This is a genomic window from Melioribacter sulfuriphilus, assembly GCF_051488685.1.
Taxonomy (GTDB): domain Bacteria; phylum Bacteroidota; class Ignavibacteria; order Ignavibacteriales; family Melioribacteraceae; genus Melioribacter.
This window is the reverse complement of sequence record NZ_JBPSEH010000001.1, coordinates 186,496-203,692: the sequence shown is the minus strand read 5'-3', so window position 1 is coordinate 203,692 and position 17,197 is coordinate 186,496. Positions and strand designations below refer to the sequence as shown.

14 protein-coding genes are annotated in these 17,197 nt (G+C 38.6%); 12 read left to right on the top strand and 2 right to left on the bottom strand.

Features of this window, described 5'->3' with window-relative positions; translation table 11 throughout:
• Window positions 1-76: 76 nt before the first annotated feature.
• On the bottom strand, window positions 77-1,045 hold the full coding sequence (locus ACSSV9_RS00880; protein ID WP_437345349.1) for a glycoside hydrolase family 130 protein: 969 nt from the start codon (window positions 1,043-1,045) through the stop codon (window positions 77-79).
• A gap of 15 nt (window positions 1,046-1,060) precedes the next feature.
• The gene (locus tag ACSSV9_RS00875) at window positions 1,061-3,349 is read right to left on the bottom strand and encodes a glycosyltransferase family 4 protein (protein ID WP_437345348.1); all 2,289 of its coding nucleotides are present in this window, start codon (window positions 3,347-3,349) and stop codon (window positions 1,061-1,063) included.
• A gap of 225 nt (window positions 3,350-3,574) precedes the next feature.
• On the opposite strand from ACSSV9_RS00875, the gene ACSSV9_RS00870 reads away from it, so the two are divergent.
• The 12 genes from ACSSV9_RS00870 to rpiA all read left to right on the top strand — a co-directional run bounded on the left by ACSSV9_RS00870 (window position 3,575) and on the right by rpiA (window position 17,051).
• Entirely contained in the window at window positions 3,575-5,515 is a 1,941-nt protein-coding gene (locus ACSSV9_RS00870) for a chemotaxis protein CheW (RefSeq protein WP_437345347.1), read from the top strand.
• 244 nt (window positions 5,516-5,759) lie between these two features.
• Window positions 5,760-7,070: a TrpB-like pyridoxal phosphate-dependent enzyme gene (locus ACSSV9_RS00865; protein ID WP_437345346.1), complete on the top strand. Its 1,311-nt coding sequence runs from the start codon at window positions 5,760-5,762 to the stop codon at window positions 7,068-7,070.
• Between the two features lie 779 nt (window positions 7,071-7,849).
• A complete protein-coding gene (locus tag ACSSV9_RS00860; protein WP_437345345.1) occupies window positions 7,850-7,987 on the top strand; it encodes a hypothetical protein in 138 nt (45 codons plus the stop codon).
• A gap of 447 nt (window positions 7,988-8,434) precedes the next feature.
• Complete coding sequence (locus ACSSV9_RS00855; protein WP_437345344.1) at window positions 8,435-9,403, top strand: 1-phosphofructokinase family hexose kinase; 969 nt, start codon at window positions 8,435-8,437, stop codon at window positions 9,401-9,403.
• Window positions 9,384-11,081 (top strand): BamA/OMP85 family outer membrane protein, encoded by a 1,698-nt coding sequence (locus ACSSV9_RS00850; RefSeq protein ID WP_437345343.1) that lies wholly within the window; start codon window positions 9,384-9,386, stop codon window positions 11,079-11,081. The genes ACSSV9_RS00855 and ACSSV9_RS00850 overlap by 20 nt, the downstream gene beginning before the upstream one ends.
• Window positions 11,071-11,691: a ribonuclease HII gene (gene rnhB / locus ACSSV9_RS00845; RefSeq protein ID WP_437345342.1), complete on the top strand. Its 621-nt coding sequence runs from the start codon at window positions 11,071-11,073 to the stop codon at window positions 11,689-11,691. Before ACSSV9_RS00850 ends, rnhB begins: the two co-directional genes overlap by 11 nt.
• Window positions 11,692-11,981: 290 nt before the next feature.
• Window positions 11,982-12,269 (top strand): GIY-YIG nuclease family protein, encoded by a 288-nt coding sequence (locus ACSSV9_RS00840; RefSeq protein ID WP_437345341.1) that lies wholly within the window; start codon window positions 11,982-11,984, stop codon window positions 12,267-12,269.
• 566 nt (window positions 12,270-12,835) lie between these two features.
• Window positions 12,836-13,645, top strand: a complete 810-nt coding sequence (locus ACSSV9_RS00835; protein WP_437345340.1) for an MlaE family ABC transporter permease — start codon at window positions 12,836-12,838, stop codon at window positions 13,643-13,645.
• Entirely contained in the window at window positions 13,642-14,379 is a 738-nt protein-coding gene (locus tag ACSSV9_RS00830) for an ABC transporter ATP-binding protein (RefSeq protein ID WP_437345339.1), read from the top strand. Before ACSSV9_RS00835 ends, ACSSV9_RS00830 begins: the two co-directional genes overlap by 4 nt.
• Window positions 14,380-14,389: 10 nt before the next feature.
• On the top strand, window positions 14,390-15,427 hold the full coding sequence (locus tag ACSSV9_RS00825) for an MlaD family protein (RefSeq protein ID WP_437345338.1): 1,038 nt from the start codon (window positions 14,390-14,392) through the stop codon (window positions 15,425-15,427).
• Window positions 15,428-15,575: 148 nt separating this feature from the next.
• On the top strand, window positions 15,576-15,953 hold the full coding sequence (locus ACSSV9_RS00820) for a GxxExxY protein (protein WP_437345785.1): 378 nt from the start codon (window positions 15,576-15,578) through the stop codon (window positions 15,951-15,953).
• Window positions 15,954-16,265: 312 nt separating this feature from the next.
• Window positions 16,266-17,051: a ribose 5-phosphate isomerase A gene (gene rpiA / locus ACSSV9_RS00815; RefSeq protein ID WP_437345337.1), complete on the top strand. Its 786-nt coding sequence runs from the start codon at window positions 16,266-16,268 to the stop codon at window positions 17,049-17,051.
• Window positions 17,052-17,197: the final 146 nt, after the last annotated feature.

The window sequence follows — 17,197 nt, the reverse complement described above, 5'->3', positions numbered from 1 at the left end:
TCACCAAAAGATATCGATCGAAAAATTTGAAAAGAAAATTCAGAATTAAAAGAAGAAATTAAGGAGGGGGGGGTAATTATCCCCACCTCTTTGGCGATTCAGCTTCAGGAAGTTTTGAAACGTATTCGCGCACTTCGTTCATATCGGCAGTAGCAAGGGCAATTGAAGTGTCTGCAGCGCCGTAATAGATATAGAGAGTCTTTCCATCGGAATACCATCCGCAGGGAAACACAACATTGTCCACATCTCCTTTAGTTTCGTATGGTTCAAGCGGACCAAAAATCCATTCGTCGCTTCGTTTAAGAACTTTTGTGGGATTATCTTTATCGAGTAATAAAAGGCCTAATCTATAAAGTGACCCGCTGGCATTTTTCTTTACGCCGTGATACATAACCAGCCATCCTTCGGGGATCAAAAGTGGCGGGGGCGAAAGTCCAATTTTATTTGCATCCCACCAGGCGCCTTCACGGGCTTTGATTAATATTCGATGCTCGCCCCAGTGAATTAAATCGGGAGAATACGATATCCACATATGCGCAGCCGACTGAGGTGTTGAAATTATGGGGCGATGAATCATAATCCATCTGTTGTTGAATTTTATGGGAAATAAAGCGGCGTCTTTATCTTCGGGCGGAAGAATTGCACCGTATTTTTCAAAGGTTTTGAAATCTTCCGTCATTGCCAGCGAAACTAACGGTCCCCCATTTGAATATGCTGTGTATGTAATGGCGTATTTTTTCAATTCGTCGATGTATGTTATTCGTGGGTCTTCGATGCCCCATATTTCTTCTGGAAATTTTTCGGGTTCAGGTGCAATTGACGGTTTATCATCAATTTTCCAGTTCGATATCCCATCTTTACTGCGGGCTACAGTCAAATGCGAAATTCCCCTTCTGTCTTCAACTCGCATTAAAAGAATAATTTCGTCGCCTGCTTTTGTAACACCACAATTAAAAACTGAATTTGCTTCATACGGCAAATCATTAACTGTAATAATTGGGTTATCGGGAAAACGTTTAAATAATTCTTTTCTGGACTTTCTCATAACGAGCTCCCTTTTTTATTTATGAAAAGAATTAATGCTTTCAAATGTTTTTATCATGTTTTCAATTCTGTAAATTTCCGTAAGAGATAAAAGAAACGACAATGTAGATTCAGCACCTTGATTAAGATTAATACGATCTACATGAAGGGCGTCGTAGCATCCGCCGGAATTTGGGTCATATAGTGGCAAACCCAGGTCATTCCTTCCGAGAAACCATTCAAAACTTGTTTTTGCCATATTGTACCAGTATTCATCACCGGTTATACGATACGCATCGGCACAAGCCGAAACTGCATCGTAAGCTGAAACAGGCTGCTGATCAAAATTGGCTTTCTTGCCATTCTTTGTGTACCAGCCTTCTGAGCCAATCGGTCTTAAATATCCTTTCTCCCTGGTTTGAATTTCCATCAGCCACCTTAGAGATTCAAGACCGATATTTTTCGTCTCGGAATTGTTCATTGCATGTCCACTCAATATTAAAGCTTGTGATAGTCGTGCATTGTCATAAGCGAGTATATTTTCAAACCATTTCCAGTTTTCGTCGGCGCAGTTTTTATAGAGAGTGACGAGTTTATCTACCAGTATTTCACGAATATTTAAAACCAGTCTATCGCCGCTCATTTTATTCAAATAATCGTTGATTCCAAGTAGAGCAAAAGCCCATGCTCGCGGCGAAGTAAGCTCTGTAATTGAATTGATCGATTCGTTAAATAATTGGTGCGCCCAAACCTTGAAATAATTTTTAGTGGATCTACCAACACTTGCGCCCAAAGCCCAGATGGTTCTTCCCTGTGCGTCGTCAGAACCTATTTCTTCAAGCCATTTGCGACTGAAGTCCATAAAATTTCGAAAGCGTTTTTTATCCGGGTTGTAAGCGAAATTGATGAAAGAAGCATAACTTGAAGCAAGTCTATAAATCTGTTCGTCAGCTATGCCGAGTTCATCGAGTAGAACTGTCAATAAATATGCGCGCGAATTGTCATCGAGGCAATATCCATCTTCAAAGCGCGGGAACGTATAATAAGCATGCTGAAAAATTCCTGTACTGTCAGATAGATTTATTAGATGATTAAAATTAAATGAGGGCAATTCCATTCGTTTTTCACTCAAGGTTTTTACGGGGAAATATCCGTTCGATTTTATTGCCCTTTGTCTTCTTGCTTTCTGGAAAGAATTCAAATAATAATGTGCGATATTGCTCCATACCATTTCGCGACCCAGCATATAAGCCCTTTTGCGAATCGAATGCCGAAGTGGTTCGTCCTCGAGTAATTTAATTATTTCACTGGCAATTGCTTCGTCATCAGCAAAAGGTACAAGTATACCGCGATTGTCTGCCAGCAATTCCTCCGCATGCCAGTATGGAGTTGAGATTACAGCTTTGCCGCAGCCAAAAGAATAGGATAAAGTACCGGAAGTAATCTGATTTTTATTTAAGTAAGGTGTAATATAAATGTCGGCGGCACCAATAAATTCTTTAAGTTCTTCGGCGTCGACAAAACGATTATAGAAAATAACATGATTTTTTATACCCAGGTCGTAAGCCAATCTTTCAAGACTCATTCTATACGATTCACCCTGTTCTTTTATAATGTTTGGATGAGTTGCACCGAGAATAATATAAACGAGATTGGGAAATTTCGAAATTACTTTAGGCAATGCTTTCAGGACGTATTCGATACCTTTGCCAGGCGAAAGAAGTCCAAATGTCAGAAGTACGTATTTACCTTCAACTCCAAAACGATCTTTATAGAAATTCGGGTCTACAAATGGCATGTCGGGTATACCGTGTGGAATCAAATCAATTTTATCTACAGGCACATTATAAATTTCTTCTAAAAACTTTTTACCCTTTTCTGTCATAGTAACGAGACGAGAGGAATAAGCAATCAACTCTTCCATTACACGCCGCTGTTCGACACTTGGTTCTGAAAGTATTGTATGAAGAGTGGTTACAACCGGCATCTTAAGATCGCGAATCAATGCAAGAACATGACTGCCGGCGTTGCCTCCAAAAATACCAAATTCATGCTGGACAGAAACGACATCAACATTGTTGTAATTTAAAAAGTCTGCTGCCTTCCTGTAGGTATCGATGTCCTGTTTAATTATTTCAAAGCGAACTTCAGGTGGATAATCAAATTTCTTATCTCGATCACTAATAGCTACCACAAATCTACCAGCATAAAGGTGTTGTTCAGAAATAGAATTGTACAGGTCATAAGTAAAAGTGGCAATGCCGCATTGTCGGGGGAGATAATTACCGACAAATGCAATTTTGTTGATATTATGCTGTCCTAACATAGAGTACCCCTTCGTTTGTGAAATAATTCCTGTCGGTAAATAAAAATGAAATGTCGGTTTTTTTTAAAATTGAGTATAATTTTAGGTTCCTGAAAAATCTCTGATAAAATTTAAATGACTGCTGAGATCAATCGATTAAAAAAAATTGCCAGCCATCCGATAATAAAAGCAGATTGAATTAGTTATAAGAGTTAAATGCGGAAAATTCTCAATTTAGGGTAGTCTATGGATAAAAATATCAGAATCCTCCTTGTCGAAGATGCCGGCGTTATGCGGCAAATGGAAATCAAAACATTAAATTCACTCGGATATGTAAATATTGTAGAAGCAGAAAACGGTGTCCATGCCGTTGAGTATCTCAAGGATAATCCGGAAGTCGACTTGATTATAAGCGACTGGAATATGCCACAGATGGATGGTTTTGAATTGCTGAAGTGGGTTAGAGAAAACCAATCTACTTCAAAAATCCCATTTTTGATGGCTACAGGAAGAGGCGAAAAAAAAGAGGTCGAAAAAGCCAACGAAGCTGGAGTTAGCAGTTTTATCTCTAAACCTTTTAATAAGGATGAACTTCAGGAAAAGATAAACGAAGCCTTCGGAATAAAAACCGAAGATAAAAATAAAAAGAAAGAGTCCCGCCTGACAAGCAATGGAAAGGTGAGAATTAAAGCAATCCATATTCAGATTACAGACCATCTCACACTCGGGGTAATGAAGCATTTAATTAAGAAGGGGGAATTAAATCCAAAGCATTTTGAGCTGGAAACAGAATGTATGCCCTCGTGGAATGCAGTTGCAAAAGCGCTCGAAGAAGGTTCTGCTGATGTTGCCTTCATACTGGCGCCGCTTGCAATGGATCTATATAATTACGGTGTGCCATTAAAATTAGTATTATTCGCACATAAAAACGGAAGTTGCTGTGTAAGGAATAAGACGGGAGAAGAGGAAAGTCACGGTGCGGATTTCTTTCGTGGAAAGTCTTTCTATATTCCTCATACTATGTCGATTCATAATATGCTGGGGCATATTTTCTTCAAGAATATTGGACTGAATCCGGGCGTGACGGGACAAAAAGGTGTTGATGTGGAATTCGAAGTAGTGGCACCCATTAAGATGCCCGAATTTCTGGCAGGCAATCCCGATGCAAGTGGTTATTTAGTTGCCGAGCCGCTCGGTACAAAAGCCATTGCTTCTGGAATTGCCGAACTTCAATTTCTATCGAGCGAACTGTGGGAAAATCACCCCTGCTGCGTGGTTACATTTCAGGAAGAATTGATCAATAATTATCCGGAAGCTGTGAAAGAGTTTACTGAAATGCTCGTCTACAGCGGCAAGTTTATCGAACAAAAACCTTCGACGGCAGCAGAAATTGCGGTTGAATTCCTGGATCCGAAAAAAGAACTCGGCTTGAAAGTGCCCATTCTCAAAAATGTACTGACCGAGCCGAAAGGGATCAAAACAAATAATTTATATCCGGTTGTTCAGGACCTCGATTTTATTCAACATTACATGCACGATAAAATGGGAATCGGGTCGATTATCGACTTGAATAAATTTGTCGATAAACGGTTTGCCGATCAAGTATGCAACGGTAGCGACAAGGCAGCGGCAAGAAGTTATGTAAGCGAAATCGACCTGGCATCGAAAGCAAAAGCCCTCCTCGTTAAGGGCAATTCAGGCCAAAGAGATAGTAAAACCAAAGCGGTACTTAATATGGAAGGTAAATATCTCCGTTTCACACTTGGAAATGAACATTACGGTATTGAGATTCTGAAAATTATCGAAATAATTCGCCTTTTCCCGATTACTCCTGTCCCAAATACATCGTCTTATGTAAAAGGCGTAATTAATTTAAGAGGAAATATAGTTCCTGTAATCGATTTGAGATTAAAACTTAACATGCCTGAAAAAGAATACGACGATAAAACACGAATTATAATTGTCGAAGATGAAGTCGATGGCTTATTGATAAGAGTCGGTTTGATAGTCGACGAAGTAGAGGCGGTCTACGATGTAAAAGCTTCAGAAATCGAAAATGCTCCCGACTTTGGCAATGGCAACAGCGACGAGTATATAATGGCGCTGGCTAAAACTGAGTCAGCAATCTTTATACTTCTCAACATGGGAATAATCCTAAAGCCAGAGAAATATCAGAAGGCAGGATGAAGAAGTTCACACGCTTTATTTTTTATTGACTATTGATCGGTTAAAATTTATCTTTGCAGTCAAATGAAACTAAATTTAAATATCGCTTTTGTTAATTTGTTCTGGTGGTGGTGGAGATATTCTTCTCTGCCGTCCTAGGACTTTAAATATTTTTATGTCATTAAAGCCGTGGATGGTAGAACCGTTCACGGCTTTTTTGTTATATGGATTTTTATTCTACACTAAATTAAACGGAGGTTAAAAAATGTCGGACAACAAAATTGTTTTTCTCGAGCAATCGAAAATGCCCACCCATTATTACAATATTCTTGCAGATTTACCAGTGCCAATGGATCCACCTTTAAATCCTGTTACAAAACAACCTGCCGGACCGGAGGATTTATCGGCTATTTTCCCAATGGACTTAATTATGCAGGAAGTATCTACCGAAAGGTATATCGAAATTCCCGATGAAGTGAGAGATTTATATCGAATTAGTAGACCTACGCCTTTAATTCGTGCGGCAAATCTCGAAAAAGTACTTGACACGCCTGCAAAGATTTACTTTAAGTATGAAGGTGCAAATCCGACTGGCAGTCATAAAACAAATACTTCTTATGCGCAGGCTTATTACAATAAGAAAGCAGGTATTAAAAAGCTGGTAACTGAAACTGGTGCTGGACAATGGGGCAGCGCTCTTTCGATGGCTTGTAAACACTTTGGACTGGAATGTGAGGTCTTTATGGTGAAAGTTAGTTATAACCAAAAGCCGTATCGAAGAACATTCATGAAATTGTTCGGTGCTACTGTTCATGCAAGTCCGACAAATTTAACAAACGCCGGTAGAAAAGTGCTCGAAGCCGACCCTGATTCACCAGGATCGCTTGGTATTGCAATAAGCGAAGCAATTGAAGTTGCAGTGCAGCGTGACGATACTAATTACAGTCTGGGCAGCGTATTGAATCATGTTTTGTTGCATCAAACCATTATCGGTGAAGAAGCCAAATTACAAATGGAAATGGTTGACGACTATCCCGATATCGTTATTGGATGTGCCGGTGGTGGTAGTAACTTTGCCGGTATAGCATTCCCGTTTGTTAAGGATAAACTCAGTGGTGCTAAAAAGAATCTCGAAGTTATTGCAGTTGAACCTGCATCGTGCCCATCTTTAACGAAAGGCAAGTACGAGTACGACTTCGGTGACGAAGCGGGAATGACACCTTTGTTGAAAATGTATACTCTGGGTCATGATTTTATACCACCTAAAATTCATGCAGGCGGACTTAGATATCACGGCATGGCACCTTCGATTTCCCTACTTTATAATCAAGGAATTATTTCAGCTTCTGCTTACGAACAGCTCGAAGTGTTCAAAGCTGCACAAATCTTTGCACAAACAGAAGGAATTGTACCGGCTCCCGAAAGTTCTCATGCCGTCAAAGAAGTTGTTGAACAGGCGTTAAGATGTAAAGAAACAGGCGAGGCTAAAACAATATTGTTCAATTTATCTGGTCATGGATTTCTTGATCTCGGCGCATACGAGCTGTATCTGGAAAATAAATTGAACGGTGCCTGAGGAATTAATTTCGTTTATGAACGCAAAACGAATTAGTTGAATTGTTAATTTGCAAAGACGAGGGATTTAAATAGTTTACATCATTGTCTCACAAAGACAATTCAGTAAATGTCATTACGAGGAGTCCCCCCGCCATAGGCGGGGGGATGACAAAGTAATCTAAAGAAGCATTTGTTTGAGTTTGCTTCGCTCACTCCGTTCGCTCGCAAAGACTGGATGACTCATTCTGTCATTGCGAATCCCGCTGAAGGCGGACGAAGCAATCTCATGTAGTTTTAATAAAGTGCAATTTGACTCACGCAGCGGTTGCTGAGCTTGTCGAAGCAACCGCTACGAACTCGTTACGATATGCACTTCGTGTTACTCGACGAGCAGCTGCATCCTGCGGTCGTTGAGTGTTCTTCAATAGAAGAACATATCGAAACGACCGCCTGAGCTCGTTTCGATACGAACTTCGTTCTACTCAACGAGTTTAGAAATCTGCGGTTGCTGAGCCTGTCGAAGCAACCGACATAGTAAAAGAGAATTTTTAGAATTTTTCAGAGTTTGCTTCGCTCGTTTCACTCGCTCGCAAAGACTTTTGGGAATCATTCGACAAGACAGACCTGAAACTGTCATTGCGAGTCCCGCCGAAGGCGGGACGAAGCAATCTCATGTAGTTTTAATAAAGTGCAATTTGACTCACGCAGCGGTTGCTGAGCCTGCCGAAGCAACCGCCCAAGCTCGTCTCGATACGCACTACGTGCTACTCGACGAGCGCTGCATCCTGCGGTCGTTGAGTGTTCTTCGATAGAAGAGCATATCGAAACGACCGCCTGAGCTCGTTTCGATACGAACTTCGCTCTACTCAACGAGCTTATAAATCTGCGGTTGCTGAGCCTGTCGAAGCAACCGACATAGTAAAAGAGAATTTTTAGAATTTTTCAGAGTTTGCTTCGCTCGTTTCACTCGCTCGCAAAGACTTTTGGGAATCATTCGACAAGACAGACCTGAAACTGTCATTGCGAGTCCCGCTGAAGGCGGGACGAAGCAATCTCATGTTAATAAAGTGCAATTTGACTCACGCAGCGGTTGCTGAGCTTGTCGAAGCAACCGCTTACGTAAAAGTAAACTTTTAAGGTTATTCAGAGTTTACTTCGCTCGCTCCATCCGCTCGCAAAGACAAGACTGATATGCACGTTCACATAGACTTATAACAAAAGCATAAATTCCAGCAAAAGAACTCCCCAACTCCCGCACAACGAACACCAAAACTCCCGCACCACGAACACCCAAACCCCATTACAAAAATCCCCCAAACCCTTAATAATGAGAATCTTTGATGAATTATCGATATCTTAGCATATCGAAAAAAATGAAAAATTATGATTCTAACCGTAACAATAAATCCTTTACTTGAAAGAAGAAAATTCTTCGAAGAAGTTGAACTGGGAAAATCTTATCGATGTAAAAATGAAGCCTATGCAGCTGGTGGAAAAGGAATAAACGTTAGCCGTCAGTTGAATTATTTCGGAATTCAAAACATGGCACTTACTTTCTTGGGTGGCAATAACGGTAAGATACTTCGTTCCGTATTGACAGAAGAAAAAATAAATTTCACAGCTCAATCAATCAAATCCGAGACAAGAGCTGCTGAACTTATAATCGAAGAAAAAAATAAGCGAGTGACTACATTTTTTGGTTTAAACAACGAAGTAACATCCAGTGAAGTAGAAGAATTCAAATCGAAACTCGATAAAATGATAAAAAATTGTTCGATTGTAGTTTTCTCAGGCAGTTCTCCATCGGCAAATGCAAATTCAATTTTTCCATATGGGATAGAATTAGCCCATAAATACGATAAGATTTCAATCCTCGATACTTACGGCCCTCATCTCGAAGATTGTCTTAACGCAGTACCAACAGCAATTCACAATAATAAGAATGAAATTGAAAAATCGCTCGGCATCTCGCTTTCAAGTGAAGAGGAGATCCGCAGCTATATGAAACATCTTTATTCGAAAGGAATAAAGTTAATTTTTATAACCGACGGAGGCCAACCATATTACGCTGCCAAATTTGATTTTCATTATAAAATTTTTCCTCCAGAGATAGATGTTTATGATGCAACTGGAAGCGGTGATTCTTTTGTAGCAGGTATTGCATATGGACTGGAAAAATCAATGGTCTTCGATGAATTTATTCGCATTGCAACGGCAACTGCATCGGCGAATGCTTCCAAACTAGAGACCAGTGCTGTTTCCGTCGAAGAATATTCGGATCTAATTGAACTAGTTAAGGTAGAGCCGATTGGAAAGAAAATGAAAATTATCGATGACACGCCGAGATATTAAATTTGTTTTTTATCTTTTGCTTCTCTTAAGCATTAATACTTTTTCTCAACCAACAAATAAAATTTTGTTTAAAGGAAATAAACTATTTAATTCGGAAACATTACAAAGTCTTCTTGACTCTGTAATTCAAAGAGCCAAAAACAACTCGATTAAAGCCGCAATAGAAAAATTGTATTCATACTACGGCTATTATCACACGGATGTAATAATCAAGAAATACGAAAATGATAAAACCCAGATAGAAATCGACGAAGGAAATCCAACATTTATAAATAAAATTTTTGTGGATGCTCGAGATTGGGATTCAACTTTTATTACCGACGTAATTAACGAACTTCAAGGAAAAATATTTTCTGTGTTGCAATTCGAGGAATATGTCGATCGTCTGCTGGATTACTATGAAAGACAAGGCTATCCATTTGCTAAAATTGAGATCGCTTCCATTTATTTCTTCGAAAACCAGAATAAACACTTTGCGGATATTTATCTAAATATAGATAAAGGTATTTTAGCGAAAATTGAAAAGATAGAAATAGAGGGTAATAATAAAACAAAGAAATATGTCATACTGAGAAACGCAGGAATATCTGCTGGCGAAATTTTTACGCGTGATAAAATAAATAAAATTCCAGAGCGATTGATGAGGTTAAAATATTTCGATACTGTGGAAAAGCCTGAATATTTTATTAATAATAAAAATGAAGGTGTACTGAGAATAAAAGTAAAAGAAAAACAGACGAACCAGTTCGACGGAATAATCGGATATGTACCTGCAGGCGCATCAGGAAAAGGTTATGTGACGGGACTGGTAAATGTTGGACTCGGAAATATTTTTGGTACCGGAAGAAATCTTTCTTTCCGCTGGCAAAATGAAAATCGTAATTCGCAGGAGCTCGAAGTCAACTATCTTGAACCATGGCTTTTGGGTTTCCCTTTGAATTTAAGTTCGGGATTGTTTCAGAGAATTCAGGATTCAACTTACGTACAAAGAAATCTTTCTGCCGAACTAATATTTATTGCTTCCGAAGATGTAACGGGCTCAATCTCGGTTGCGCATCGTTCAACTATTCCTACTGAACGCAAGATGAAAAGTTTTACGGTTTATAATTCTACTTCATTGATTACCGGTGTTAATTTAAGTATCGACACAAGAAAGAATGTTTATTCTCCACTGAGTGGAATTTTGTTTAACAATACTTATAAACTCAACTCAAAAAAAATAAACGGACCGGCGGAATATCTACCTGAAAAACGAAACTACAGTTTGCAACAATTCGAAGTAGATTTCAGTTATTATCTTGAAATATTTCGATTGCAGGTGCTTGCCTTTGCTTTTCATGCACGCGAAATTCGAGGCGATAATATCGAAGTAAGCGATATGTATTTGCTCGGTGGTTCAAATACATTACGCGGTTACATTGAAAATCAATTTGCCGGCAAAAGAATTCTCTGGTCGAATATTGAATACAGATATATTCTGACCCAAAAAACTTATGCGTTTCTCTTTTTTGATACTGGATATTTCAAGCGCGATGATATTTCGGATTATAAATTTGGTTATGGAATGGGAATTAATTTCGAAACTGCATTCGGTATAATGAGTGTCAGTTTTGCTCTTGGCAAAGGCGATTCTTATCGAGAGGGGAAAATTCATTTCGGAATAATTAATGAGTTTTAATATGAACCTGAAAGAGTTTGATAATTCTTTCTTGAAAAATGATGGTGAATTCATTGCTGGAGTGGACGAAGCGGGTCGAGGACCCTTAGCCGGGCCAGTTGTTGCTGCTGCTGTTATTTTTAATTCATGGGTTTGGAATGACGAAATTAATGATTCAAAGAAACTAAGTGAAAAAAAACGACAACTACTTTTTGAGTGGATTATTAAAAATGCACTGTCGTATGGAGTGGGAATTGTCGATCAAAAAGAAATTGATCGGATAAATATATTGAATGCAACTTTGAAAGCTATGCAATGCGCAACGAATAAATTGAGCGTGAAACCTCACTTGATATTAGTCGATGGTAATAAAAAATTCGACACTGAATTTGAATGCCGCACAATTGTCAAAGGAGATACAAAATCATTTGCAATTGCTTCGGCTTCGATTCTGGCAAAGGTAACTCGTGACGAAATTATGAAGAATTATGCTTTCTATTATCCTGAATATGGATGGTACAAAAATAAAGGCTATCCTACGAAAGAGCATTACGATGCAATTAAGCGATATGGGATAACTCCAATCCATAGAAAAACCTTCTTAAAAAATATTTTTGATAATTCCGAATGACATTCATTTTTTAAGAGTTTGCTTCGCTCACTCCGTTTTTTTGCAAAAACAAGTCAGTAAATGTCATTACGAGGAATCACCCCGCCATAGGCGGGGGGATGACGAAGTAATCTGAAGAAGCATTTGTTTGAGTTTGCTTCGCTCGTTTCACTCGCTCGCAAAGACAAAGTGGAGAGGCTCTTTAGCAAAGCCAGGATCAATTGTAATTTCTCATTTGTCAATACAAAATATTTTTCAATTGTACTTTTTAATAAATAATTTTACATTCATATAGCATTAGAGTCTCTCTAATGAAGAAGTATTACGTTTATATTATGACTAATAAAAATAATACAGTACTTTATACCGGTATGACAAATAATCTCATAAGAAGGGTTTATGAGCACAAATGCAAACTAATAAAAGGATTTACGAAAAGATATAATTGCACAAAACTGGTTTGGTACGAAATTCATGATTCACCTTATAATGCAATTAGAAGAGAAAAGCAAATAAAAGCAGGCTCACGAAGAAAAAAGCTCGAGCTTATAAATAATATGAATCCCTCCTGGCGCGACTTATATAACGAATTAATTTAACGTCAGGATTAGCATTGTTAAATTGAAAAAACTATGTACGAGAGTTTGCTTCGCTCACTCCGTTTTTTTGCAAAAACAAGTCAGTAAATGTCATTACGAGGAATCACCCCGCCATAGGCGGGGGGGATGACGAAGTAATCTAAGAAAGCTTTTGTTTGAGTTTGTTTCGTTCGTTTCACTCGCTCGCAAAGACTTTTGGGAATCATTCGATAAGACAATCCTGAGACTGTCATTGCGTGTCCCGCCGAAGGCGGGACGAAGCAATCTCATGTAGTTTTAATAAAGAGCAATTAAGCACACGCAGCGGTTGCTGAGCTTGTCGAAGCAACCGCTTTCGTAAAAGTGAACTTTTAAGATTATTCAGAGTTTGCTTCGTTCGCTTTACTCACTCGCAAAGACAATGTTGATATACTCGTACGTAAGGACTTACAACAGAAGCATATTACCATAAAACAAAAAACTCCCCACCTCCCGCACCACGAACACCATAACCCCCGCACACCAATCCCTTTTTAACTATAAAATAGTTTTACTATTTTGGAAGTGCTATTTAGAATAAATAAACAATGAAACTACCCAAACATCGATATGGCAGAAAATTAAATTTTAGAGATAATCTCTATAATTTTTTTGCTACCATTACAGGACTTACAATTTTCAACATCGAATTCTTCAAACAAGCATTTCTGCCTCCTTATGAAATTCCAGAAATTAAAAAGCATATGGACGAGCTGGGTGTCAAAACTTTCGGCATTGTAAGCGTCACTGGATTTATCATCGGCCTGGTTCTTGCAATGCAGAGCCAACCTGTTATGGCACGATTCGGTGCATCAGATTTTCTGCCTGGAATGGTTGCTCTCTCCGTAGTCAGGGAGTTGGGACCTGTTATAACTGCGCTCATTTTTGCCGGTCGTGTCAGTTCTGGTATCGGTGCAGAACTCGGCTCGATGCGCGTTACTGAACAAATCGACGCAATGGAAGTTACAGGCGTTAACCCGTTTAAATACTTGATAGTAACTCGTGTAATTGCAACTACAATGATATTACCAGTACTTACAATTTATGTGGTCGTTATCGCTATTTTTGGCGGCTACCTTGCTATCCTAATTACAGAAAGTATTAATTTCAGATACTATATCGACTCGGTTATAAGGTCAATTGAATTCGGTGACTTTGTCCCTGGAATTGCAAAAACATTTGTATTTGGTTACATAGTTGGAATTGTCGGCGCATACAAAGGATATACAACCGAAGGAGGCACCGAAGGAGTCGGAAGAGCTTCGACTACTTCAGTTGTTCTTGCTTCTCTTCTGATTTTAATTTTTGATATGATTTTAGTAAAAATTACTTTATGGTTATGGCCAACGCTCGGGTGATCGAAATAGAAAATCTTAGTAAAAGATTCGGACAACTGGTTGTACTCGACAACATTTCACTTTATGTTTCGAAAGGTGAAAACCTTGTCGTCTTCGGAAGAAGCGGACAGGGCAAAAGCGTGTTGCTTAAATGCATTGTCGGTTTATTATCTCCCGATAGCGGCAATATCTTGGTTGATGGGAAAAATATAGTAGCTCTTAATTTGAAGCAGTTGAATGAAGTACGAAAAAATATCGGTTTCTTATTTCAAAGTGCAGCTCTTTATGATTCAATGACCGTAAGGGAAAACCTGGCATTTCCTCTCAAAAGAAATTTTCCGAATCTTACTGATAAGGAAATTAACGACAAAGTGGAATATACGCTGGAACTTGTGTCGTTAGAGCACGCAATCAATAAAATGCCATCTGAATTATCGGGTGGAATGAAAAAAAGAATTGGACTTGCTCGCTCGATTATTACAGAGCCGCGCTTGATGCTCTACGACGAACCAACTACCGGACTCGACCCAATTACCACAAAGGAAATCAGCGAGTTGATTCTAAACCTTCAAAAAAAATTAAATATGACTTCTGTTATTGTTACTCACGATTTGATTTGCGCAGAAATTATTGCCGATAGAGCAATCTTTCTGAAAGATGCTAAGATTGCTTACGAAGGAACAATCGATGAACTTATTAAATCGAACGACCCGTTCCTGAAAAACTTTTTTAGTCACGAATTAATTAAAGCTTAGTGAGGTAGTAATGTTAAAAAATCTGGAAGGAGCACGCCTGGGGCTATTTATTTTTATCGGTACAGTTCTTCTGGTAATATCAATTTTTTTAATAGGGAATCGAGAAAATTTGTTTACAAGCACAATCGAAATCAGAACATATTTCGATCAGATAGAAGGACTAAAACCCGGCGCTCCGGTGCGCCTGAGCGGCTACGATATCGGGAGTGTGAGCAATATCTCTTTAGTAGGCGGAAAAGATGGAAACGTTGAAGTCGTTATGAGAATAGACAACGACCTGGTTCATTTCATCCGACTCGATAGCGAAGCTTCAATTGAAACTGAAGGACTCGTCGGTAAAAAGATTGTTACCATTTCGCCTGGCTCTGCCGACCAACCCGTCATCAAAAACGGCGGCATAATTAAATCTAAGAATCCTCTCAATCTTTCTGTAATAATGGAACAAACGGAATCGACAATTTCATACTTGAAAGACCTTACGAAAGATCTGGCAGAAATAGTTGCCAAAGTTAATAAAGGCGAAGGAACAATTGGAAAAATTGTCAACGACGACCGACTTTATGAATCGGCTGTAAGCATTACAAAAAATGCCGACAGGAGCTTAACTCAAGTTACTAAACGATTAACAGATGTTTCAGATATTATTGTTGAAATGACCGGAAGTATAAAATCAATTATTTCTAATGTCGACTCGGCAATCTACGATGTAAAAAGAGTCGTCGACAAAGTTGATCGAGGCGAGGGAGTACTGGGTGTGCTGGTAAGCGATCAAAAAATGGCGGATTCGCTTAAGCAGGTTATTTCGAATCTAACACGCACTTCAGACGAAGCACGCATGGCTACTTCGAGTCTCTACGAAAATATGGAAGCACTCAAACATAACTGGCTTTTCAAAGGCTACTTCGAGGAGAGAGGGTACTGGAATAAGGTTGAATATGAAAAAGAAATTGAAAAGAGAATTGAGGAACTGAAAAGACAGAATCAACTTCTTGATATGAAGATAAAAGAATTACTCGAACTAGAAAAGAAACTCGATGCTAAAGAGTGAATAACTTATTACATTGCTAACGTACAGAGAGAGATTTTTTTAAACCGCAAAGGCCGCAAAGAGGCGCAGAGAACACTTTGCGCTCTTTGCGTTCTTAGCGGTTTCAATAAATATATGCATAACCGCCAAAGCCGCAGAGAAATAAATGTTGACGGAAAATGAAATAGGAAAAATTATCGTTGACTGTGCATTGTCTGTACATCGAACACTCGGGCCTGGACTTTTAGAATCGACTTACGAGGCTACTCTTAAGTATGAATTAATTAATTCAGGTTTGTATGTTGAATCACAAAAAGAATTGCCGGTTGTTTATAAAGATGTTAAACTCGATATCGGTTACCGAATTGATTTGCTGGTTAATAAAAAAGTTATAATTGAAATAAAATCTGTGGAAAGTTTAAACGATGTCCATCTGGCGCAGATATTAACTTACTTGAAGTTGAGCAACTGTAAGCTTGGCTATTTGATTAATTTTAATGTGAAAATGTTAAAGGACGGAATTAGGAGAGTGGTTAATAATCTGTAAAATATTTTTTAACCGCAAAACTCACTTAGCGCTCTTAGCGCTCTTTGCGGTTTCAATATTGCCTTCTACTTCAAAGGAAGAAGATATAAGGCTGAGCTACTAATTTTTTTAAACCGCAAAGATCGCAAAGAAACGCAGAGAACACTTAGCGTTCTTGGCGGTTTCAATATTCCCCTCCCTCCTTGCATTGAAAAAACCGCAAAAAATTTTTAAACCCCGAAAATATTTCGCACCTATTTTGTGAAAAAAATTGAATATTTTAAAGGAATCAAATTAATTCACATTGGCACGAAATTTTTTAGGAATAAAGTCATGGATTATAGTAAGCTGAAGCAAATTGCAGCAGAAAAGGCAGTTGACGAGATTAAAGACAACATGATTGTAGGTTTGGGCACGGGGTCGACAGCTAAATTTGCCATAATGAAAATCGCTGAAAAAATTAAGGACGGTAATTTGAAAAATATTTACGGTATCCCAACTTCAAAAAGAACGGAAGACTTAGCCACCGAACTCGGAATTCCGTTACTGTCCTTAAACCAACTATTTAAAAAAAACACGAACCACGAACAACGAACCACGAACCACGAACCACGAACAACGAACAAAGAACAAAGAACCAACCCCGAAAAATTGGCAAACATAATTGACATAACAATTGACGGTGCAGATGAAGTCGACAGCGAATTGAATTTAATTAAAGGTGGTGGTGGTGCTTTGCTGCGGGAAAAAGTGATTGCTCAGAATACAAAAAGATTATTAATAGTTGTAGATAAAACAAAAATATCAGAAAAATTAGGGACGAACTTTTTTGTGCCAGTAGAAGTTTTACAATTTGCTCTGGAAAGTGAAATTAAATTTCTTGAGTCGCTCGGCGCCACTACAAAAATTAGAAAAACGGAAGCTGGCGAACTCTTTATTACTGACGAAGGAAATTTTATTGTTGATGCGTACTTTGGAAAGATTGACAATCCCGCAGAATTAAGCTCGTTGTTGAACGAAAGAGCTGGTGTCGTAGAGCACGGAATTTTTTTGAATAAACTTGTAGATTCAGTTTACTGTTCTTCAGATAATGGTGTAGAAATTCTCACTGCCTCTTAGCGATCGAGCAAAGTGTCGAAATCGCTAATGAAAAGTGGAAGTTCTTTAAATATTGTCAGGTGGAATAATTATTAATTATTCCCGAATGAGTTTTGGTTTTTTAGATTTGTCAACGTCTTTGTGAGTGAGACCATGTCCTTGCGAGT